This window comes from Pseudomonas sp. GD03875 (assembly GCF_029840585.1).
Taxonomy (GTDB): Bacteria; Pseudomonadota; Gammaproteobacteria; order Pseudomonadales; family Pseudomonadaceae; genus Aquipseudomonas; species Aquipseudomonas paralcaligenes.
Map to the genome: position 1 here is coordinate 80,801 of NZ_JAOCCV010000013.1, position 18,828 is coordinate 99,628.

Sequence of the window (18,828 nt, forward strand, 5' to 3'; positions counted from 1 at the left end):
AGGGTGTGGATTGGATTCAGTCCCTCCGCGGGAGGGTGGCCGAAGGCTCAGAAATCGTAGTCGTAGTCGCTCAGCTGCTTCTGCAGGCGGCGCTCGTCGAGCAGGTTGTCGATGATGCGGCGTTTGGTCAGGTTGGTCTTGGCGACCTCCACGGTACGCTCGCCAGCGTCTTCGCTGTCTTCGGCGACGAAATCGTCTTCGAGTTCGAGTTCTTCTTTGCCGGTGCTCATAGGCCCACTCCAAAGGTTCGGAGGCTGATGGCGCACCTTATAGCGGCAAAGCAGGGGTCGGTAAAAAAGATTTTTTCAATCGACGCATTGGTCGATTCAATGGCTCGTCAATCGTCCGAAGTCTTCGCCTTGTATTCGCACAGATCCTCGATCCGGCAGGCTCCGCAGCGCGGCTTGCGCGCCTGGCAGACGTAGCGCCCGTGCAGGATCAGCCAGTGGTGGGCGTCCAGCAGGAACTCCCCGGGCACGAACTTGAGCAGCTTCTTCTCCACCTCCAGCACGTTCTTGCCGGGCGCGATGCCGGTGCGGTTGCTGACCCGGAAAATGTGGGTGTCCACCGCCATGGTCGGCTGGCGGAAGGCGGTGTTGAGCACCACGTTGGCGGTCTTGCGGCCGACGCCGGGCAGCGCCTCCAGGTCCTCGCGGTTGTCCGGCACCTGGCTGCCGTGCTTCTCGACGAGGATGCGGCAGGTCTCGATGACGTTCTTCGCCTTGCTGTTGTACAGGCCGATGGTCTTGATGTACTCGCTCAGGCCCTCCACGCCCAGGGCATGGATGGCTTCCGGGGTATTGGCCACCGGGTACAGCCTGGCCGTGGCCTTGTTCACGCCCACGTCGGTGGCCTGGGCGGAGAGGATCACCGCGATCAGCAGCTCGAAGGGGGTGGTGTAGGCCAGTTCGGTCCTGGGTTCGGGGTTGTCTTCGCGCAGGCGGCGGAAGATCTCGTAGCGCTTGGCGGCGTTCATCGGGCGTCGTCTTGGTTGAAATGGCGGAACAGGGCGAGCAACAGGCCGAGCAGGATAAAGGCGCCGGCGGCGTGCGTCAGCAACGGCATGCCGCTCGACCATTGCCAGCCACTGAGCGCCGGACCCGGCAGCCAGTCGGCGTGGGCGAACAGGCTGCCATGGCCGAACGCCTCGCGCAGCGCGCCGAGCAGCACGGCGGCTAGGGCGAACAGCAGGCCGGGCCGGAGTCCCGCCAGGGCGCCCGTGGAATCGCCCAGGGCCAGCGCCAGGCCGGGCAGGACCAGCAGCGGCAGGAACAGCGCCAGCGCGCTTGCCAGTTCGGCGCTGAGCAGTTGCAGGGCCAGGCTGGCGGCGCTGGCCAGGATGCCGCCCAGCAGCAGGGCCGCCAGCAGCAGGGCGTTGCCCGCCAGTCGCCCGCGCAGGGGCGCCAGCGCCAGGCCGCACAGCGTGGTCACCAGCAGGCCGGCGACGCCGATGCCGATGCCCTTGACCAGCAGATCGGTGGCGCCCAGCAGGGGCGCCAGGGCGAGCAGTGGCAGGGTGCGCTTCATGGCCGAACCTCCAGCAGCCGGTCGCGCTCGGCATCGAAGAAGCGCAGGGCGCGCCGCAGGGCCTCGGTGACCGCGCGGGAGGTGACCGTGGCACCGGCGATCTGGTCGACTTCGCCCTGGTCCGCGCGCAGGGTCCAGGCGGCTTCGCCGTCGGTCGTCATCCTGCCGTCGAAGCCGCGCAGCCAGCGGGCGCGCTCGGGCGCCAGGAGGTCGGCCAGGCCCGGGGTTTCCTGTTGCTGCAGCACCTTGCTGCCGAGCAGCCGGCCATCCGCGCCGATGGCCACCAGCAGGCGGATCGGACCTTCGTAGCCGCGCGCGTCGACCGGCAGCAGCACGGCGCTGGACCGGCCGCCGAGGGTGGCGAGATGGCCCTGCTGCGCGCGGGCGTTACCCAGCAGGCCTCCGTCTGGCAGTGCGATGGGCTGCTGCAGCGGGCGGTTGTCGTAGCTGCCGGCGGGCAGCAGGTCGAGCAGGGCGCGCTCGGCGGCGGCCTGGCGCTGGGCCTCGATGCGCGGCGCGGCGAAGTGCTGGAGCAGCGCGAGCAGCCCGGCGCCGAGCAGGGCGATCGCCAGCAGCAGCGGCGCGGCGCGCTTCATCGCGGCGCTCCCAGGCGGTCCAGGCGGGTGACGCACAGGTTCATTAGCAGCACGGCGAAGGCCAGGCCGTCCGGGTAGCCGCCCCAGGTGCGGATGGCATAGGTCAGCAGGCCGACACCGATGCCGAAGTACAGGCGCCCGCGCGGGCTGTCGGCGCCGCTGACCGGCTCGGTGACGATGAAGAAGGCGCCGAGCATGGTGGCGCCGCTGAACAGGTGCAGCAGCGGCGAGCCGTTGGAGTCCGAGCCGGAGCCGTTCCAGCACAGCAGGCTGGCGACGAACAGGGCGCTGAGCATGCCGGCCGGCGCCTGCCAGCGGATGGTCTTCTGCTGCAGGAGGAACAGGCCGCCGGCGAGAAACGCCAGGTTGACCCATTCCACGCCACGCCCGCCGATGCCGCCGAAGGCCGGGTGGCTGGCGAACAGTTCGTCGACGGTCAGGCGGTCGTTGTGGCGCAGGCTGTCCAGCACGGTGGCCTGGCTCCAGCCATCCGGCAGGCCGGGGCCGATGGCGAATATCTGCTGCAGGCCGGCCAGCAGGTCGTGCCCGCCGCCCGGCGCGGGCCAGTGCACCATCTGCGCCGGGAAGGCCACCAGGGCGAAGGCGTAGCCGAGCATGGCGGGGTTGAACGGGTTGTGGCCGAAGCCGCCGAACAGCGCCTTGCCGAACAGGCTGGCGAAGGCGGCGCTGGCGACCGTCAGCCACCAGGGTGCGTAGCCGGGCAGGGCCAGGGCCAGCAGCAGGGTCGTGACCAGGCCGCTGCCCTCGGCCAGCAGCGGCTGGCCGAACAGGCTGTGGCGCCCGTCATGGCGCGGCCAACCGCGCAGGCGCCGGGCCAGCAGGTCACAGGCGCAGCAGGTGAGGGCGGCCAGCAGCAGCTGGATCAGCAATCCCCAGCCGTTGAACCAGAGCAGGACCAGGGCGCCGGGCAGGCAGGCGAGCAGCACCCGCTGCATGGCCGGGCGCGGGTCGAAGGCGAGTTCAGGGCTGCTGGTGGTCATGCAGGCGTCGCTCCGCCTCCGCCAGACGCTGGCGGGCCCGCTGCAGGACGTCGGCCTCGACCGCCGAGGCGTTGGCCGCCAGGCGTCGCTCCAGGCGCTGCAGCTCGGCGCGGGCGTAAGCGTGCTCGGTCTTCAGCTCGCGCAGCGCGGGATCGACCGGCCGCTTGTCGACGCGCACCAGCTCGGGCGCCGGTTTGCCGCTGGCGTCCTCGGCGGCATGCAGGGCCTGCGTCGCGGTGTCCAGCGCCTGGCGCAGCGCCTGCACCGTGGCGTCGTCGGCGCCCTGGCGCAGGGCCTTGTCCAGTTCGGCGCGGCGCAGGGCGAACTGGATCTTCGCCTGCTTGAGCGCGGCGATGCCCGCGCTGGGCGCGGCCGGGGCCGGCGGGGTGGCCTGGTCGAAGGCCTGCTGGGCCCGCTCGGCGGCGCGGCGCAGTTCGTCCACCTGGCGCTGCAGCTCGGGATTGCCGCGCTGGGCGAGCTGCTTCTCGGCCTTGGCCAGCACCACCTTGGCCATGGCTGCCTCGATCTTCAGGCGTTTGTAGGTGTCGCCGCCAGCCGGAGGCGTCGTCGGGGCGGCCGCCACCACGGCGGGCGCGCGGGCGGCGCGCTCGGCCTGGCGCCTGGCCTCGTCGCGCGCCAGGCGGGCGAGGTGGGCCTCGTGGCGACGGCGGAACTGGTCGGCGCGCTCGCGCTGCTGCTGCGCTTCCGCTGTGGCCAGCGGCAGGATGTCGATGCAGTCCACCGGGCAGGGCGCCACGCACAGCTCGCAGCCGGTGCATTCGTCGCGGATCACCGTGTGCATCAGCTTGGCCGCGCCGACGATGGCGTCCACCGGGCAGGCCTGGATGCACTTGGTGCAGCCGATGCACTCGGCCTCGCGGATCAGGGCGATCTGCGGCGGTACTTCTGGCAGTTCCAGCGGCAGTTCCGGCACCGCGAGCAATTGGGCCAGGGCGTGAAGGGTGGCGGTGCCGCCGGGTGGGCACTTGTTGATCGCCTCGCCGGCGGCGATGCCCTCGGCGTAGGGCTTGCAGCCTGGATGGCCGCACTTGCCGCACTGGGTCTGCGGCAGCAGGGCGTCGATGGCCTGGACGCGCGCGTCGCTGCGCAGGGCGTTGTTCATGGCCATGCCCCCGCAGACACTCGGGGGAGCGCACCTGTGGGAGCGGTCTTGGCCGCGAAGCGTTTGTTATGGCGGCTAGAAGCTCGCGGACAAGTCCGCTCCCACAGCGGCGGGATTGCGCCAGCAACAGGCACCGGGAACATCGTCTCGTTCATGCCGCCCCCAGGCCGCCGAAGCCGAGGAAAGCCAGGCCTGTGAGGCCGGCGACCATTAGCAGGATCGGCGCGCCGCGGAAGGCGGCGGGCACGTCGCAGCGCTCAGTGCGTTCGATCATGTCGCTCATCAGTTGCAGCACCAGCCAGAAGCCCAGTCCGCCGACGATACCGAGCGCCATCGAGCTGGCGAAGTCGTCCAGGGTTGTGGCCAAGACCATGGCACCCAGGCCGTTGCCGAGCAGCAGCGGCCACAGGCCGGTCAGGTCCAGCGCGGGACGCAGGCGTGCCAGCAGGGCCAGGCAGAGCCAGCCCAGGGCGGCCAGCAACGGCAGGCAGGCGAGCAGGTGGAGGTAGGCCAGCCCCGTCGCCGACAGCGCCTGCTGCACCAGCCAGGACAGCGGTGCGGCGAGCAGGATCAGCAGCGCGCCGGCCGGGCCCAGGGCCTGGACGCGGACATGGCGCAGGGCGTCGGCGGCCAGCGGCAGGCCGAGAATCAGGTTGCTGACCAGCGCGGCGCCGATCAGGGCGAAGAGGAAGTCGGTCATGCGCATTCGCTCCAGGCTCGCGACGGGTGTCGCGGGCCTGTTACAAGGCTAGCCTCTGTTACTTCACCCGCTGGCCGGGCCTGGCGCCGCTGTCCGGGCTGAGCAGGTAGATTTCCTCGCCGCCCGGGCCGGCGGCCAGGACCATGCCCTCGGAGACGCCGAACTTCATCTTGCGCGGGGCCAGGTTGGCCACGTACAGGGTCAGGCGGCCTTCCAGCTTGCTCGGGTCCGGGTAGGCGCTCTTGATGCCGGAGAACACGTTGCGCTTCTCGTCGCCGATGTCCAGGGACAGGCGCAGCAGCTTGTCGGCGCCCTCGACGAACTCGCACTTCTCGATCAGGGCGATGCGCAGGTCCACGGCGGCGAAGGCGTCGAAGTTGATCTCGGCGGCCAGCGGGTCTTTCGCCAGTTCGCCATTGCCTTGGGGCTTGGAGGCTTCGGCGGCGAGGTCTTCCTTGGAGGCTTCGGTCATGGCTTCGATCTTCGCGGGTTCGATGCGGGTCAGCAGCGGGTTGAACGGATTCAGCTGATGGTCGGCCAGCGGCGTGGCCAGGTCGGACCAGCCCAGCGGGGCGACGTTGAGGAAGACCTCGGCGTCGCGGGCCAGGTTCGGCAGCACCGGCTTGAGCAGGATCACCAGCTGGCGGAACAGGTTGATGCCCAGGGCGCAGATTTCCTGCACCTCGGCCTGCTTGCCCTCGACCTTGTTCAGCGCCCAGGGCGCCTTGTCGGCGATCCAGGCGTTGGCGCGGTCGGCCAGGGCCATGATCTCGCGCATGGCGCGGGAGAAGTCGCGGGCCTCGTAGGCGTCGGCGATGCTCGGCGCGGCGGCCTGGAAGGCTTGCCACAGTTCAGGCTCGGGGTTGGCGTCGACCAGCACGCCGGCATTGCCCTTGTGGATGAAGCCGGCGCAGCGGCTGGCGATGTTGACCACCTTGCCGACCAGGTCGGAGTTGACCTTCTGCACGAAGTCCTCGAGGTTCAGGTCGAGGTCGTCCACGCCGCGGCCGAGCTTGGAGGCGTAGTAGTAGCGCAGGTATTCCGGGTTCAGGTGGTCCAGGTAGGTGCGCGCCTTGATGAAGGTGCCGCGCGACTTGGACATCTTCTGGCCGTTGACCGTCAGGTAGCCGTGCACGTTGACCGCGGTCGGCTTGCGGTAGCCGGCGCCTTCGAGCATGGCCGGCCAGAACAGGGCGTGGAAGTTGACGATGTCCTTGCCGATGAAGTGGTACAGCTCGGCAGTCGAGTCCTTGCCCCAGAAGGCGTCGAAGTCCAGCTCCGGGCGGCGTGCGCACAGGTTCTTGAAGCTGGCCATGTAGCCGATCGGCGCGTCCAGCCAGACGTAGAAGTACTTGCCCGGCTCGTCTGGAATCTCGAAGCCGAAGTAGGGCGCGTCGCGGGAGATGTCCCACTCCTGCAGGCCGCCATCGAGCCATTCGGCGATCTTGTTGGCCACGGCCTCTTGCAGGGTGCCGGAGCGGGTCCACTGCTTGAGCATGGCCTCGAAGTCCGGCAGCTTGAAGAAGAAGTGCTGGGACTCCTTGAGCACCGGGGTGGCGCCGGAGATGGCGGATTTCGGGTTCTTCAGCTCGGTGGGCGCGTAGGTGGCGCCGCACTTCTCGCAGTTGTCGCCGTACTGGTCCTCGGCCGCGCATTTCGGGCAGGTGCCCTTGATGAAGCGGTCGGCCAGGAACATGCCTTTCTCGGGGTCGAAGTACTGGGTCACCGCGCGGGTGGCGATGTGGCCCCGGTCGCGCAGCGCCAGGTAGATGGCGGCGGACAGCTCGCGGTTCTCTTCCGAGTGGGTCGAGTGGTAGTTGTCGAAGTCCACCAGGAAGTCGGCGAAGTCGGCCATGTGTTCGGCGCGCACGTTGTCGATCAGCTGTTCCGGCGTGATGCCTTCCTTCTCGGCGCGCAGCATGATGGCCGAGCCGTGGGCGTCGTCGGCGCAGACGTAGATGGCCTGGTTGCCGCGCAGCTTCTGGAAGCGCACCCACATGTCGGTCTGCAGGTACTCGAGCATGTGGCCGAGGTGAATCGAGCCGTTGGCGTAGGGCAGGGCGCTGGTGACGAGTATCTTGCGGGCTTCGGACATGGTGAGCGGGCCGTACAGGTGAACCGAGGGAAGTCGGCCACTATATAGGCGCGGCGGTTTTTTTTCACCCGCGCGCCCGGATGACCCGCTGCGGCGAAAAGGACCTACGGTGGTTTTCCGCCCTGCTGTAAGATGCCCGCCTGTTTTGCTCAGTCTTTCGGAGTTGCCCATGAGCGCCGTCACCCGCGAAGCGGTCGAAGCCCGCCTGCGTCAGTTCACCGACCCCCATCTGAACCAGGACCCGGTCAGCGCCGGGTGCCTGCGCGAAATCGACATCCAGGGCGGCAAGGTCGCCGTGCGCCTTGAGCTGGGCTATGCCGCCGGGCTGTTCAAGAGCGGCTGGGCGCAGATGCTGCAGATGGCGCTGGAGGGGCTGGACGGCGTGGAGTCGGCCCAGGTGCAGGTGGACGTGGTGATCGAGCCGCACAAGGCCCAGGAGCAGGTGCCGGCGCTGGCCGGGGTGAAGAACATCATCGCCGTGGCCTCCGGCAAGGGCGGGGTGGGTAAGTCCACCACCGCGGCCAACCTGGCCCTGGCGCTGGCCCGCGAGGGCGCGCGCGTCGGCATCCTCGACGCCGATATCTACGGCCCCAGCCAGGGCATCATGTTCGGCATCCCCGAGGGCACCCGGCCCAAGGTGCGCGACCAGAAGTTCTTCGTGCCGCTGGAGGCCCACGGCGTACAGGTGATGTCCATGGCCTTCCTCACCGACGACAACACTCCGGTGGTGTGGCGCGGGCCGATGGTCTCCGGCGCGCTGCTGCAGCTGGTGACCCAGACCGCCTGGGACGACCTGGACTACCTGATCGTCGACATGCCGCCGGGCACCGGCGACATCCAGCTGACCCTGGCGCAGAAGGTGCCGGTGGCCGGCGCGGTGATCGTCACCACCCCGCAGGACCTGGCCCTGCTGGATGCGCGCAAGGGCGTGGAGATGTTCCGCAAGGTCAACATTCCGGTGCTGGGCGTGGTGGAGAACATGGCCGTGCACATCTGCAGCAATTGCGGCCACGCCGAGCATCTGTTCGGCGAAGGCGGTGGCGAGAAGCTGGCCGCCCAGTACGGCGTCGACCTGCTGGCCTCGCTGCCGCTGTCGATGGCCATCCGCATGCAGGCCGACGGCGGCAAGCCGACCGTGGTGGCCGACATCGAAAGCCAGATCGCCATGATCTACCAGGCCACGGCCCGCAGCGTCGGCGCGCGCATCGCCCAGGGCGGCCTGGGCAGCGGCGCCATGCCGATCATCGAGATCAGCGACGACTGAGCCTCAGTGCGCGATCAGCGTTCCCTCTGCAGTGGGGAACGCCAGGTCGCGCAGCTCCTCGGGGGTCAGTTCGCGGCCGGTCCAGATATACAGCGTGCGGATGCCGTTGGCCGTGAACAGCTCGGTGAAGGCGCGGATTTCCACCTGGGTCAGCCCGCCTTCCAGGCGCTCCCGTGGGTGCAGGATCAGCACGGGAGGGCGGTTCCAGGGAAAGCGCGGGCGCCAGCGGCGGAGGAACAGCTTGATCGTCTGCTCCGCGACGGGAAAATCGGCCAGCAGTGTGCGCGGGTGATCGAAGCCGTTGACGATGCGGATTTCCGAGCGCTCCTGCAGCTTCAGGGCCTCGGTGCCCATGGCGACGCCCTTGCGCGAGCCGTCGCGGGCGTGCTCAATGGCCAGCATCGGCAGCTCGTCGAATGCCTTTCCCGAGGGCAGATGCAGGCCGCTGAGGCGCCGGGCGCCGAGTTTGAGGTAGAGCGTGGAACGGGCGAGCCTGAACATGAGGGTATCCTTCCGTGGATTGAGCAGGCGCGCAGCTTAAGGCCCGCGGCCCCGTCCCGTCGACTGGCCCTGGCAATCGGGTGAAGAGCCTGTGAATTCCGTCATTCCCGCGCATGCGGGAATCCATGCGCGGTGTTTCTGGGTCCCCGCCTGCGCGGGGATGACGGGGATCTAGGATATGCGTGCAGCCGGCCGGGACGGCCTTTGCGCGAAGCTGTGACCCCGGTAATATGCGCGATCATTTTTCAGCCACTGCTTTCAGGACGCCGCCATGAGCATCAAATCGGACAAGTGGATTCGCCGCATGGCCCAGGAACACGGAATGATCGAGCCCTTCGTCGAGCGCCAGGTGCGCACCGAGGGCAGCGAGCGCCTGATCTCCTACGGCGTCTCCAGCTATGGCTACGACGTGCGCTGCGCCGCCGAATTCAAGGTATTCACCAATATCCACTCGGCCGTGGTCGACCCGAAGAACTTCGACGAGAAGAGCTTCGTCGACATCAACAGCGACGTCTGCATCATCCCGCCGAACTCCTTCGCCCTGGCCCGCACCGTCGAATATTTCCGTATCCCGCGCGACGTGCTGACCATCTGCCTGGGCAAGAGCACCTATGCGCGCTGCGGCATCATCGTCAACGTCACCCCGCTGGAGCCGGAGTGGGAAGGCCACGTGACCCTGGAGTTCTCCAACACCACCAACCTGCCGGCGAAGATCTACGCCAACGAGGGCGTGGCGCAGATGCTGTTCCTGCAGTCCGATGAGGCCTGCGAAGTGTCCTACGCGGACCGGGGCGGCAAGTACCAGGGCCAGACCGGCGTAACCCTGCCGAAGACCTGATCGCTGGAGCAAGAGGGCAGGTCCATGTCGTATCCGAAGCAGCTCGGTACCATCGCCTGCCCCTGCGTGGTTTCCGGCGCCAGACCCGTGCTGTTCGTGTCCCGCGCTGGTGGCGACTGGCAGATGTACTGCCACTGGAAGAACCACGACTTCACCTGTGCAGACACCCTGGATCAGCTCCAGTTGGTCGGAGTCGCCCATCTGCTGGCGATGGACCCGACGCTCGAGGAACTGGCCGACCTGCCCGTGGACATGGGGGCGGAAAGAACCCATGTGGGCGGGGCATGGGAGCGCTACGAAGACAGGGACGACTAGCCTCTTGGCCTATGTCGACGATTACGCGGCATGCGAGAACACCCACGTCGCGCTGTGCATCTATACGGGCTCGGTCGATCCCGAGCTCGTGACTTCCTGCCTCGGCGTCCAGCCCACGAACTGGCAGAGGGTAGGCGAATGTCCGTACGCTGCGGACTCGCCGCGAGCGGGCCGCCCGGCAAAGCTCAGCGCCTGGTTTCTGTCGTCCAAGGATGAAGTGTCCTCGCGGGATGTCCGCCGCCATATTGACTGGATTCTCGATCGCCTGGACGGCAAGGTCGAGGCACTGTGCCTGCTGCGGGAGAAGGGCTGCGAGATGCACCTGAGCTGCTACTGGATGTCCGCGTGCGGGCATGGAGGACCGACGCTCTCTCCCTCCCAGATGGGCCGGCTGGCAGAATTGGGCCTCGACCTTGCCTTCGATATCTACGGGGCCTGACAGCCAGGATTCGCCCCCTCGTCAAATCCTTGAATTTCTTCCGCTTGGGCGAACTCTACCCTCAGAGTTCACAGCGGAGGACCTCACCATGTTTGCAGCAACGATTTCCCCTCGGGCCTGGGCACAGAACGGCACGATTCCCGGGCAGCCCGACCCGGATACCCCGGACCTGCCCCACGAGCCGGACCTGCCGCCGCCTCCGGGCGAGCCGACCATCCCCGATCAGCCGCCACCCGTGCCCGTCGCCCGCCATTGAGGCGGGCGCGGGTAGTGGGGTAGCCCGGATGCAATCCGGGAAGACAGGTTCGGCTCAGGTCAGGGAACCAGCGGCAGCTCGCGCTTGTGGCGGGTGTTGTCGTAGGTGCGCACGATGGTGGCGTAGGCCTCGTCGCTGACCTTCTCGCCATGCAGGAAGGCGTCGATCTCGGCATAGGTCACGCCGTGGGCCTCTTCGTCCGGCTTGCCCGGACGCAGTTCCTCAAGGTCGGCGGTCGGTGTCTTCTGCACCAGGTGCTGGGGCGCGCCGAGGTACTTGGCAATGGCGCGCACCTGGCTCTTCACCAGGCCGGAGAGCGGAGCCAGGTCGCAGGCGCCGTCGCCGAACTTGGTGAAGAAGCCCATCACCGCCTCGGCGGCGTGGTCGGTGCCGATCACCAGGCCGTTGTTGGCGTTGGCGATGGCGAACTGGGCGACCATGCGGATGCGCGCCTTGATGTTGCCGTTGACGAAGTCGCGGCGGGCCTCCGTGAGTTTCTGCAGGTGCGCGACCTGCTCGCCCAGGCCGCGCACGCTGCCGGCGATGTTGACGGTGTCGTTCTCGTCGGCGCCGACGAATTTCAGCGAATCCTGGGCGTCGTGTTCGTCGTGCTGGGTGCCGTGGGGCAGGCGGACCGCGATGAAGCGATACTCCGGGTCGCCGGTCTCGGCGCGCAGCTCCTCCACGGACAGCTGGGCCAGACGGCCGGCGGTGGTGGAGTCCACGCCGCCGCTGATGCCCAGCACCAGCACCTTCAGGCCGGCGTTTCTCAGGGTGTCCTTGATGAAGCGCTTGCGGCGCTCGATCTCCGCGACCAGCGCGGCTTCGTCGGCAAAGGGCGGCACCACGTCCAGCGCGGCGGCGATTTCGGCTTGGCGGTTGCTCATGGCGAGGTCCTCATACGCGGAAAACGTGTTTCAGGTAGCTGACGAAGTTCTCGTCGCGGCACTGGGTCTTGCCCGGTGTGTCGGAAATCTTGGCGACCGGCTGGCCGTTGCAGGCGGTCATCTTGATCACGATGTTCATCGGCTCTACGCCGGGGATGTCGCAGGTCAGCCGGGTGCCGACGCCGAAGCTTACGTTGATACGACCGGAAAGTGCACGGTAGAGCTGCAGCGATTTTTCGAAGTCGAGGCCGTCGGAGAACACCAGGGTCTTGCTCATGGGGTCGATGCCGAGCGTCTCGTAGTGGGCGATGGCCTTTTCCGCCCACGCCAGCGGGTCGCCGGAGTCATGGCGCAGGCCGTCGAACAGCTTGGCGAAGTACAGATCGAAGTCGCGCAGGAAGGCGTCCATGGTGATGCAGTCGGTCAGGGCGATGCCGAGCAGGCCGCGGTACTCGCGCACCCAGCAGTCCAGCGCGGCGATCTGGCTGTCGATCAGGCGCGGGCCGAGCTGCTGGTGGGCCATCAGCCATTCGTGGGCCATGGTGCCGAGTGGCTTGAGGTCCAGCTCGCGGGCCAGGTGCACGTTGCTGGTGCCGACGAAGCGACCGGGGAAGTCGCGCTTCATGATCTTCACCATCTGCTCCTGCACCCGGTAGGAGAAGCGCCGGCGGGTACCGAAGTCGGCGACCTGGAAACCGTCCAGCTCGGCGGTCGAGGCTTCGCGCTTGAGCCAGTCGAACTTGTCGTACAGGCGCTCGCTGGCCTGCTCCAGCAGCACTTCGCGGTAGCGATAGCGGTTGCGCACCTCGCTGACGATCGCCAGCAGCGGGATTTCGTAGAGGATCACGTGCAGCCAGGGGCCACGCAGGCGGATACACAGCTGGCCATCCTCGATGCCGGTCTGCACATGGCGCGGGTTGAAGCGGAACAGGCCGAGGAAGCGGATGAAGTCGGGCTTCATGAACGGGATGCGTTCGAGGAAGGCCAGCTGGTCGGCGGTGGCCTCCAGTTCGGCCAGGCGCTCGATCTGGTAGCGGATCTCGGCCAGGTAGGGCGCCAGGTCCTCGCTGTTGCGGCAGCGGAATTCCCACTCGACCTCGGCGTTGGGGTAGTTGTGCAGCACCGCCTGCATCATCGTCAGCTTGTAGAAGTCGGTGTCCAGCAGGTTCTGCACGATGCGCTCGGCGAATACGCTCTCGGTCATCTCAGTTGTCTCCATCCAGGTTCAGCGCTGCGTCCAGCTCGTCCAGGCTGGCGTGCAGGGCGATGCCCGCGGCGCGCATCTCGGAGCAGGCGCTGGCGGCGGTGTCTTCGGCGATGGCCCGGCAGGCCGGCAGGAACACGTCGACGGCGAAGCCGGCGCGGCGCAGTTGCAGGGCGGTGGTCTTGACGCAGTAGTCCAGGGCCAGGCCGCCGACCAGCACGCGTTGCACGCCATTGTGCCGGAGAAACTCGATGGCGCCCGTGCTGCGCTTCTCGGCCAGGTCGTGGTAGCAGGCGCCGTAGGGGTGCAGGTCAGGCTCAACGCCTTTCCACACGAAGTAGTCGTAGTCCAGCGGAGCGGGCAGGCCGTCGAGCAGTTCGAAGCCCGGCGTGCCTGGCACGCAGTGGCTGACCCAGGACAGGTCGGCGTTGGCCAGCGGCAGGGGCTGGAGCATCTCGGCATGGCTCGGTGCAACCCAGGCGGCCTGAGGGCTGTGCGCGTCCTTGCTGCCCAGGCGCAGGCTGGCGCGCTCGGCCAGTTGGTTGAGGGCCGGGGCGATGGCGTCGCCGCCGGGAACCGGCAGCTCGTCCGGGCACAGGGGAGTGAAACCCTTTTGCGCATCGACGTCGAAGCTGGCGATTTTCATCTTGGCACTCCTCGTTGCCGTGAAGGTGGTTACATATTCCATCTGATGAAATAAGTTGTCCAGCGGTTTTACCCGGCAGAGGTGAAAAGTTGTGAGTTATTCGTCAAGATGAAATAAGTCCGCTGACATCGAGGAGGGAGCATGGCATCTGCGGAAGTGCTGGCCGGCGTGGACATCGTGGCATTGCGCCTGGGCGAGGCGGGCAGGCTGGAACTGCTGCTGGGGCGGCGCGCCCAGGAGCCGTTCGCGGACCAGTGGGCGCTGCCCGGCGTGCTGGTCAACGGCCGCTGCGCCGATGCGAGCCTGGATGCCGCCGCCGGGCGCGCCTTGCAGGACCGGGCGCGGATCGTGCCGGCCCACCTGGAGCAGGTGGCCACGGTCGGCAACGCGGCGCGCGACCCGCGCGGCTGGTCGCTGTCGACCTTCTACCTCGCTTTGCTGGCTCCCGATGTGCGCCTGCCGGGCGAGGACCTGCGCTTCGTCGCCCTGGAGGAGGTGCTCTACGGGCGGCTGTCGCTGCCATTCGACCACGCCCAGTTGGTGGCCCAGGCCGCCGAGCGCCTGGCCGGCAAGGCGGTGTACACCTCGCTGCCGCTGTACCTGCTGGCGCCGTGCTTCACCGTCACCGAGGCCCTGGCCGCATTCCAGGCCGTGCTGGGCCAGACGGTGCAGCACACCACGTTGCGCGGGCGCCTGGACAAGATGAAGCAGCACGGCTGGATCGCCGACACCGGCGAGAAGAACCAGCCGAAGATGGGCCGCCCCCAGCACCTGCTGGCGCATCGGCCGCAGGCGCCCGGTGGCTTCATCTTCGATCGCAGCGTGCTGTCGTGAGGCGTGGTTCGGAAAATGCCGGTGCGCGTGGCGCACCCTACATGGCGCAGCGTGGGCCGAGGCCTGCCAGGCGACGGGCCTGGAGGGCGAGGTAGAAGAAGGTTTCGTAGGCCAGAGACTCGGCCTTGGTGTTCCAGCTGCGGTAGCGGCTGGTGGGCGTCGGCGAGGCGTGGGCGTGCAGGCCGATGTCCTCGGCCAGGGCCATGGCGCGCCGCATGTGCAGCGGGTCGCTGACCAGCAGGGCGCTTTCCAGGCCGTGGCGTTTCATCAGCGCGCAGGCCTCGGCCAGGTTCTCGGCGGTAACCCGGGAGACCGATTCGGTGAGGATACGCTCGGCTGGCACGCCGGCGGCGATGGCGTACTGGCGGGCGACGTCCGACTCGGCGCGGCCACCTGCGGCACCGACACCGCCAGTCAGGATCAGGTAGTCCGCGGTACCCTCCGTGATCAGCCGCACGCCGTGCCTGATCCGCTCTTCGAAGACCGGCGAGGGCTGGTCCTGCCACACGGCCGCGCCGAGCACGATGGCCGCGTCGGCCCTGGCGGGTGGCGTGCCGGGCTCATGCAGCACGATGCGCAGCGCCGCCGTGGTCGCCGCGACGACCAGCAGCGCCACCAGCACCAGGCATAGCCGCAGGAGCAAGCTCAGCGCTGTTCCACGCGCTGGTGCAGCTGCTGCGACAGTTGCTCCAGGCGCTTGCCCAGGTCGACCAGCGACTCCTGGGCGTCGAGCAGCTCGGCGCTGGCGGCGCGCTGGCGCTGGCTCGCTTCCCGCTGCCCGGCACTGTGGTCGCGCACCTGCACCAGTTGCCGGTGGGCGTTGTCCAGGGCCTGGCTGTGCTCGAGGATGGCGCTGGAAAGACTGGCGGTCAGCTCGGCGTTCTCGCTCAGCGCCTCGCCCACCTCGGTGACCTGACGGGCGCCGGTGCCCACCGTCTGCTCGGACTGGCCGAGCACGCTCTGCACGGTGTCGGCGGTCTGGTTGCTGCGTTGGGACAGCGAGCGCACCTCGTCGGCGACCACGGCGAAGCCGCGTCCGTGTTCCCCGGCCCGTGCCGCCTCGATGGCGGCGTTGAGGGCGAGCAGGTTGGTCTGCTGGGCGATGGCGCTGATCATCTGCATGGATTCGGCGATGCGCTGGTTGCTCGCCTGGATCGCCTGCATGCTCTCCTGAGCCTGCTGCATGCGGCTGGCGCAGGCGTTGACCTGGCCGCTGCTGTCCTGGGTGTCACGGCTCAGCTGCTGCATGTGCTCGGTGCTCTGCGCCAGGCTGGCGAGCACTTCATGCACGGCCGCGTCCAGCTGGTGCATGGCGTCGGCCTGGCGCTGCACGTCGCCGTCGATGCTCTGGCAGCGCTGGCGCATGTTGTCGAGGGTCTGGTAGAGCTGCTGGGAGAGCTGGCGCAGGTCGCCGGCACTGAGGCGCACCTCGTCGAGCAGGCTGGCCAGCTGCTCGGCGCCGCTGGTCGCGGCCCGGCCGACTCGTTCGGCCTCCTTCAGGTGCTGCTCGGCGCCGTCCAGCGCCTGCTGGCGCATCCGCGCGCTGTACCACTGGGCCAGCCACATGGTGATCACCGGCAGCAGGTAGCCCGAGTATTCGTTGACCAGCGCGTCGCGCGGGCTCAGCTCGAACTGGGGCAGGATGGCGCCGGAGCGGTCCAGGCGGATCAGCCAGAATACGAAGATCAGCTGCAGCAGCCCCCAGAGCGCCGCGCTGCGCCCACCCAGCAGCAGGTAGGCGAAGCTGATCACCACCAGCGGCCAGAAGATGTGCGCCGAATGGAGCCCGCCGAGCTGATAGATGAGGATCATCGCGTAGCTGCTGATCAGCGCCATGGCGAAGTTGGCCGCGCCGCGGGCCGGCAGCCAGGCCTGGCGCAGCGTCAGCAGCGCCAGCGGCATGCCGAGGATCAGCAGCAGCGAGCCCTGGACCAGGGCGTCGTTGCCCAGGCGGGCCCACTTGATGCCGCTGTACAGGCCGATGGTGATGCCGCACAGGCAGAAGAAGGCGAGCATGCGGCTCACCAGCTGGTCGCTGGGGTTCTGCTCGGTCTGAGGCATGAGAATGGCTAACAGCCCTTGCTGCATGGGACTCGCTCCGTTCTTGTTCGTTATCGAGCGTATCGGCGAGGATCGCATCGGCTTGACCGCGCTTCGCCGATTGATGGCACATGGCCTGCGGGCAGATTACCCAGTCCGGCTGCTGCCGGCTAACCCTTCGCGACAAAACGTCGAGGCGGACGGCCGTTTCGCTGCCGGGAAAGGCGGATAAGCCGCCTCATCGTACGCCAGCACGACCAGCCGGTCGTCGACTGGCGCAGAACGGCGTCGGCAGGGATGGGTCTTTCTGCTGCCTCGACGGAATTTTCACCTGCCGCGCAGGAGAATTCCCGATCGGCACAATGCCTTCCGTTTCAAAGACTGGACTTTCCCTAGCATGCCTTCAGTGGACGCCACCCGTTCCTCCGCTATTCCCGCTGCGCGCCTGCAGCCCAACCTCGCCAGCCACCTGACCTTCACCCTCGCCAGCGCGCTGGTGCTGATGCTGATGTATTCGTCGTTGCGCCTGGCGTTGCTCCACCACAACAGCGAGCTGATCGCCGACGTCAGCCGCGGCGACCTGTTCGAGGCGTTCTTCAACGGCCTGCGCTTCGACCTGCGGGTGGTGGTGTACGCTGTGGCGCCGCTGCTGTTGTCGCTGCTCAGCGCGCGCGCCATGGCCGCGCGCACCGCCCACGTGGTGTGGCTGACGGTGGTGGCCAGCCTGACCCTGCTGCTCGGCGTGGTCGAACTGGACTTCTACCGCGAGTTCCACCAGCGCCTGAACAGCCTGGTGTTCCAGTACCTGGAGGAAGACCTGGGCACCGTCGCCAGCATGCTCTGGCACGGCTTCCCGGTGGGTCGTTACCTGCTGGCGTGGGCGCTGGCGACGCTGGCCCTGGGCATGCTCTTCCACTGGCTGGAAGGCGTCACCCGGCCGCGCCGGGCCAAGCCCACGCTGGCCTGGTACTGGCGCCTGTCGGTGTTCTTCGTGTGTCTGGTGCTGGCGGTGATCGCGGCGCGTGGCACTCTCAAGCAGGGGCCGCCGCTGCGCTGGGGCGACGCCTTCACCACCGACTCGATGTTCGCCAACCACCTGGGCCTGAACGGCGTGCTGACCCTGGTCGACGCTGCCGAGAACAGCTTCTCCAGCCACCGCGACAACGCCTGGAAGGCCAGCATGCCGGAGGACGAGGCGCTGCAAACGGTGCGCGAGATGCTGCTTACCGAGCGGGACACGCTGGTGGACGCCGACAGTGCGGCGGTCCGCCGCGACTCCACGCCGGCCACCGAAGGCACGCTGCCGATCAGGCACGTGGTGGTGATCCTGATGGAGAGCTTTGCCGGGCGCTGGGTCGGCGCGCTGGGCAGCGACGCCAACATCACGCCCAACTTCGACCGCCTGAGCCGGGAAGGGCTGCTGTTCACCCGCTTCTTCTCCAACGGCACCCACACCCACCAGGGTATGTTCGCCACCATGGCGTGCTTCCCCAACCTGCCGGGCTTCGAGTACCTGATGCGCACGCCGGAGGGCAGTCACAAGTTCTCCGGCCTGCCGCAGCAGCTCAGCGCGCGCGGCTACGACGACCTGTACGTCTACAACGGCAACTTCCAGTGGGACAACCAGTCCGGCTTCTTCGGCAACCAGGGCATGCGCAACTTCATCGGCCGCGAGGATTTCGTCGACCCGGTGTTCATCGATCCGACCTGGGGCGTGTCCGACCAGGACATGTTCGACCGCGCCGCCATCGAACTGGCCAAACTCGACCCGCAGAAACCGTTCTACGCGCTGCTGCAGACGCTCTCCAACCACACCCCCTACGCGCTGCCGGAAAGCCTGCCGGTGGAGCCGGTGACCGACCGTGGCTCGTTCAACCAGCACCTCACCGCCATGCGCTACTCCGACTGGGCGCTGGGGCGCTTCTTCGAGCAGGCGAAGCAGTCGCCGTACTATCAGGACACCCTGTTCGTGATCGTCGGCGACCACGGCTTCGGCAGCCCGGAGCAGCTCACCGAGATGGACCTGTTCCGCTTCAACGTGCCGCTGCTGCTGATCGCCCCGGGCATGCAGGAGAAGTTTGGCGAGCGCCTCGACACGGTCGGCACCCAGGTCGACGTGGTGCCGACCATCATGGCCCGCCTGGGCGGCGAGACCCGCCAGCAGTGCTGGGGCCGCGACCTGCTCGGTCTGCCCGAGGGCGACCCGGGTATCGGCGTGATCAAGCCCTCAGGCAGCGACCAGACGGTGGCCATCGTCAACGGCGAGAAGATCCTGGTGCAGCCCAAGGGCCTGCCGGCCAAGCTGTACCGTTACCAGCTCGGCGCCCAGCCCGGGGTCGAGGTGGTGCAGGGCGACGATGACCAGGCCGGGTTGCAGAAGCGCCTGGAAGCCTTCCTGCAGGTAGCGACGCAGAGCCTGCTGCAGAACACCGCCGGCGCCACGGGCGGCAGCGCCGTACGCTGAGCGTTTAGAGCCTGTTTACGAGCTGCTGAATTAGAGCCAGACAAGGCAAAGTCGCCGAAAAAGCGCAGTTTACGCAGTGTAAATGAGCATTTTGAGGC

Annotated in this window: 21 protein-coding genes; 7 read left to right on the top strand and 14 right to left on the bottom strand. The window is 68.0% G+C overall.

What is annotated here, in order from left to right:
- Nucleotides 1-47: 47 nt before the first annotated feature.
- The 8 genes from N5D30_RS13645 to metG form a co-directional block, all read right to left on the bottom strand.
- Entirely contained in the window at nucleotides 48-230 is a 183-nt protein-coding gene (locus N5D30_RS13645; RefSeq protein WP_220815088.1) for a hypothetical protein, read from the bottom strand.
- A 107-nt stretch (nucleotides 231-337) separates the two neighbouring features.
- Nucleotides 338-976, bottom strand: a complete 639-nt coding sequence (nth, locus tag N5D30_RS13650) for an endonuclease III (RefSeq protein ID WP_220815087.1) — start codon at nucleotides 974-976, stop codon at nucleotides 338-340.
- Entirely contained in the window at nucleotides 973-1,527 is a 555-nt protein-coding gene (locus N5D30_RS13655; protein ID WP_279909436.1) for an Rnf-Nqr domain containing protein, read from the bottom strand. Before N5D30_RS13655 ends, nth begins: the two co-directional genes overlap by 4 nt.
- Nucleotides 1,524-2,123, bottom strand: a complete 600-nt coding sequence (locus N5D30_RS13660) for an RnfABCDGE type electron transport complex subunit G (RefSeq protein WP_279909437.1) — start codon at nucleotides 2,121-2,123, stop codon at nucleotides 1,524-1,526. Before N5D30_RS13660 ends, N5D30_RS13655 begins: the two co-directional genes overlap by 4 nt.
- On the bottom strand, nucleotides 2,120-3,124 hold the full coding sequence (locus N5D30_RS13665) for an RnfABCDGE type electron transport complex subunit D (RefSeq protein WP_279909438.1): 1,005 nt from the start codon (nucleotides 3,122-3,124) through the stop codon (nucleotides 2,120-2,122). Before N5D30_RS13665 ends, N5D30_RS13660 begins: the two co-directional genes overlap by 4 nt.
- Nucleotides 3,105-4,247 carry an electron transport complex subunit RsxB gene (gene rsxB / locus N5D30_RS13670; protein ID WP_279909440.1) on the bottom strand — a complete coding sequence of 381 codons (1,143 nt, stop codon included), beginning with the start codon at nucleotides 4,245-4,247 and terminating at the stop codon, nucleotides 3,105-3,107. Before rsxB ends, N5D30_RS13665 begins: the two co-directional genes overlap by 20 nt.
- A gap of 151 nt (nucleotides 4,248-4,398) precedes the next feature.
- Nucleotides 4,399-4,947 carry an Rnf-Nqr domain containing protein gene (locus N5D30_RS13675; RefSeq protein WP_279909441.1) on the bottom strand — a complete coding sequence of 183 codons (549 nt, stop codon included), beginning with the start codon at nucleotides 4,945-4,947 and terminating at the stop codon, nucleotides 4,399-4,401.
- Between the two features lie 58 nt (nucleotides 4,948-5,005).
- Complete coding sequence (metG, locus tag N5D30_RS13680; protein ID WP_279909443.1) at nucleotides 5,006-7,042, bottom strand: methionine--tRNA ligase; 2,037 nt, start codon at nucleotides 7,040-7,042, stop codon at nucleotides 5,006-5,008.
- 169 nt (nucleotides 7,043-7,211) lie between these two features.
- On the opposite strand from metG, the gene apbC reads away from it, so the two are divergent.
- Entirely contained in the window at nucleotides 7,212-8,306 is a 1,095-nt protein-coding gene (apbC, locus tag N5D30_RS13685) for an iron-sulfur cluster carrier protein ApbC (protein WP_279909444.1), read from the top strand.
- A 3-nt stretch (nucleotides 8,307-8,309) separates the two neighbouring features.
- Here apbC and N5D30_RS13690 read toward each other — a convergent pair whose 3' ends face one another.
- The gene (locus N5D30_RS13690; RefSeq protein WP_279909445.1) at nucleotides 8,310-8,807 is read right to left on the bottom strand and encodes a hypothetical protein; all 498 of its coding nucleotides are present in this window, start codon (nucleotides 8,805-8,807) and stop codon (nucleotides 8,310-8,312) included.
- Between the two features lie 271 nt (nucleotides 8,808-9,078).
- On the opposite strand from N5D30_RS13690, the gene dcd reads away from it, so the two are divergent.
- From dcd to N5D30_RS13710, 4 genes are all read left to right on the top strand, one after another.
- Nucleotides 9,079-9,645: a dCTP deaminase gene (gene dcd / locus N5D30_RS13695; RefSeq protein ID WP_220814012.1), complete on the top strand. Its 567-nt coding sequence runs from the start codon at nucleotides 9,079-9,081 to the stop codon at nucleotides 9,643-9,645.
- 24 nt (nucleotides 9,646-9,669) lie between these two features.
- Complete coding sequence (locus N5D30_RS13700) at nucleotides 9,670-9,960, top strand: hypothetical protein (RefSeq protein WP_279909446.1); 291 nt, start codon at nucleotides 9,670-9,672, stop codon at nucleotides 9,958-9,960.
- A gap of 4 nt (nucleotides 9,961-9,964) precedes the next feature.
- Nucleotides 9,965-10,399 carry a DUF4279 domain-containing protein gene (locus tag N5D30_RS13705; protein WP_279909447.1) on the top strand — a complete coding sequence of 145 codons (435 nt, stop codon included), beginning with the start codon at nucleotides 9,965-9,967 and terminating at the stop codon, nucleotides 10,397-10,399.
- Between the two features lie 88 nt (nucleotides 10,400-10,487).
- Complete coding sequence (locus tag N5D30_RS13710) at nucleotides 10,488-10,655, top strand: hypothetical protein (protein ID WP_279909484.1); 168 nt, start codon at nucleotides 10,488-10,490, stop codon at nucleotides 10,653-10,655.
- Nucleotides 10,656-10,714: 59 nt separating this feature from the next.
- On the opposite strand, the gene nadE is transcribed toward N5D30_RS13710, so the two are convergent.
- Genes nadE through N5D30_RS13725 form a run of 3 tightly spaced genes read right to left on the bottom strand, consistent with a single transcriptional unit; the run spans nucleotide 10,715 to nucleotide 13,392 of the window.
- Entirely contained in the window at nucleotides 10,715-11,542 is an 828-nt protein-coding gene (gene nadE / locus N5D30_RS13715; RefSeq protein ID WP_279909449.1) for an ammonia-dependent NAD(+) synthetase, read from the bottom strand.
- Between the two features lie 10 nt (nucleotides 11,543-11,552).
- Nucleotides 11,553-12,746 carry a nicotinate phosphoribosyltransferase gene (gene pncB, locus N5D30_RS13720; protein WP_279909451.1) on the bottom strand — a complete coding sequence of 398 codons (1,194 nt, stop codon included), beginning with the start codon at nucleotides 12,744-12,746 and terminating at the stop codon, nucleotides 11,553-11,555.
- Between the two features lies 1 nt (nucleotide 12,747).
- Nucleotides 12,748-13,392, bottom strand: coding sequence for a nicotinamidase (locus tag N5D30_RS13725; protein ID WP_279909452.1), 645 nt, complete (start codon nucleotides 13,390-13,392; stop codon nucleotides 12,748-12,750).
- Between the two features lie 141 nt (nucleotides 13,393-13,533).
- Here N5D30_RS13725 and N5D30_RS13730 point away from each other — a divergent pair, with 141 nt between their 5' ends.
- Nucleotides 13,534-14,226, top strand: coding sequence for an NUDIX hydrolase (locus N5D30_RS13730; protein WP_279909453.1), 693 nt, complete (start codon nucleotides 13,534-13,536; stop codon nucleotides 14,224-14,226).
- A 37-nt stretch (nucleotides 14,227-14,263) separates the two neighbouring features.
- On the opposite strand, the gene N5D30_RS13735 is transcribed toward N5D30_RS13730, so the two are convergent.
- Nucleotides 14,264-14,869, bottom strand: a complete 606-nt coding sequence (locus N5D30_RS13735) for a YdcF family protein (RefSeq protein ID WP_279909454.1) — start codon at nucleotides 14,867-14,869, stop codon at nucleotides 14,264-14,266.
- 2 nt (nucleotides 14,870-14,871) lie between these two features.
- A complete protein-coding gene (locus N5D30_RS13740) occupies nucleotides 14,872-16,314 on the bottom strand; it encodes a methyl-accepting chemotaxis protein (RefSeq protein ID WP_279909455.1) in 1,443 nt (480 codons plus the stop codon).
- A 349-nt stretch (nucleotides 16,315-16,663) separates the two neighbouring features.
- Here N5D30_RS13740 and N5D30_RS13745 point away from each other — a divergent pair, with 349 nt between their 5' ends.
- Nucleotides 16,664-18,730 carry an LTA synthase family protein gene (locus tag N5D30_RS13745; protein ID WP_279909457.1) on the top strand — a complete coding sequence of 689 codons (2,067 nt, stop codon included), beginning with the start codon at nucleotides 16,664-16,666 and terminating at the stop codon, nucleotides 18,728-18,730.
- Nucleotides 18,731-18,828: the final 98 nt, after the last annotated feature.

What these genes read in the sequence shown, in the direction of transcription:
- N5D30_RS13645 (WP_220815088.1), bottom strand. Translation starts at nt 230, where the DNA reads ATGAGCACCGGCAAAGAAGAACTCGAACTCGAAGACGATTTCGTCGCC.
- N5D30_RS13655 (WP_279909436.1), bottom strand. Translation starts at nt 1,527, where the DNA reads ATGAAGCGCACCCTGCCACTGCTCGCCCTGGCGCCCCTGCTGGGCGCC.
- metG (WP_279909443.1), bottom strand. Translation starts at nt 7,042, where the DNA reads ATGTCCGAAGCCCGCAAGATACTCGTCACCAGCGCCCTGCCCTACGCC.
- nth (WP_220815087.1), bottom strand. Translation starts at nt 976, where the DNA reads ATGAACGCCGCCAAGCGCTACGAGATCTTCCGCCGCCTGCGCGAAGAC.
- N5D30_RS13740 (WP_279909455.1), bottom strand. Translation starts at nt 16,314, where the DNA reads ATGCAGCAAGGGCTGTTAGCCATTCTCATGCCTCAGACCGAGCAGAAC.
- rsxB (WP_279909440.1), bottom strand. Translation starts at nt 4,247, where the DNA reads ATGAACAACGCCCTGCGCAGCGACGCGCGCGTCCAGGCCATCGACGCC.
- N5D30_RS13700 (WP_279909446.1), top strand. Translation starts at nt 9,670, where the DNA reads ATGTCGTATCCGAAGCAGCTCGGTACCATCGCCTGCCCCTGCGTGGTT.
- dcd (WP_220814012.1), top strand. Translation starts at nt 9,079, where the DNA reads ATGAGCATCAAATCGGACAAGTGGATTCGCCGCATGGCCCAGGAACAC.
- N5D30_RS13675 (WP_279909441.1), bottom strand. Translation starts at nt 4,947, where the DNA reads ATGACCGACTTCCTCTTCGCCCTGATCGGCGCCGCGCTGGTCAGCAAC.
- nadE (WP_279909449.1), bottom strand. Translation starts at nt 11,542, where the DNA reads ATGAGCAACCGCCAAGCCGAAATCGCCGCCGCGCTGGACGTGGTGCCG.
- N5D30_RS13710 (WP_279909484.1), top strand. Translation starts at nt 10,488, where the DNA reads ATGTTTGCAGCAACGATTTCCCCTCGGGCCTGGGCACAGAACGGCACG.
- pncB (WP_279909451.1), bottom strand. Translation starts at nt 12,746, where the DNA reads ATGACCGAGAGCGTATTCGCCGAGCGCATCGTGCAGAACCTGCTGGAC.
- N5D30_RS13690 (WP_279909445.1), bottom strand. Translation starts at nt 8,807, where the DNA reads ATGTTCAGGCTCGCCCGTTCCACGCTCTACCTCAAACTCGGCGCCCGG.
- apbC (WP_279909444.1), top strand. Translation starts at nt 7,212, where the DNA reads ATGAGCGCCGTCACCCGCGAAGCGGTCGAAGCCCGCCTGCGTCAGTTC.
- N5D30_RS13725 (WP_279909452.1), bottom strand. Translation starts at nt 13,392, where the DNA reads ATGAAAATCGCCAGCTTCGACGTCGATGCGCAAAAGGGTTTCACTCCC.
- N5D30_RS13665 (WP_279909438.1), bottom strand. Translation starts at nt 3,124, where the DNA reads ATGACCACCAGCAGCCCTGAACTCGCCTTCGACCCGCGCCCGGCCATG.
- N5D30_RS13745 (WP_279909457.1), top strand. Translation starts at nt 16,664, where the DNA reads ATGCCTTCAGTGGACGCCACCCGTTCCTCCGCTATTCCCGCTGCGCGC.
- N5D30_RS13660 (WP_279909437.1), bottom strand. Translation starts at nt 2,123, where the DNA reads ATGAAGCGCGCCGCGCCGCTGCTGCTGGCGATCGCCCTGCTCGGCGCC.
- N5D30_RS13730 (WP_279909453.1), top strand. Translation starts at nt 13,534, where the DNA reads ATGGCATCTGCGGAAGTGCTGGCCGGCGTGGACATCGTGGCATTGCGC.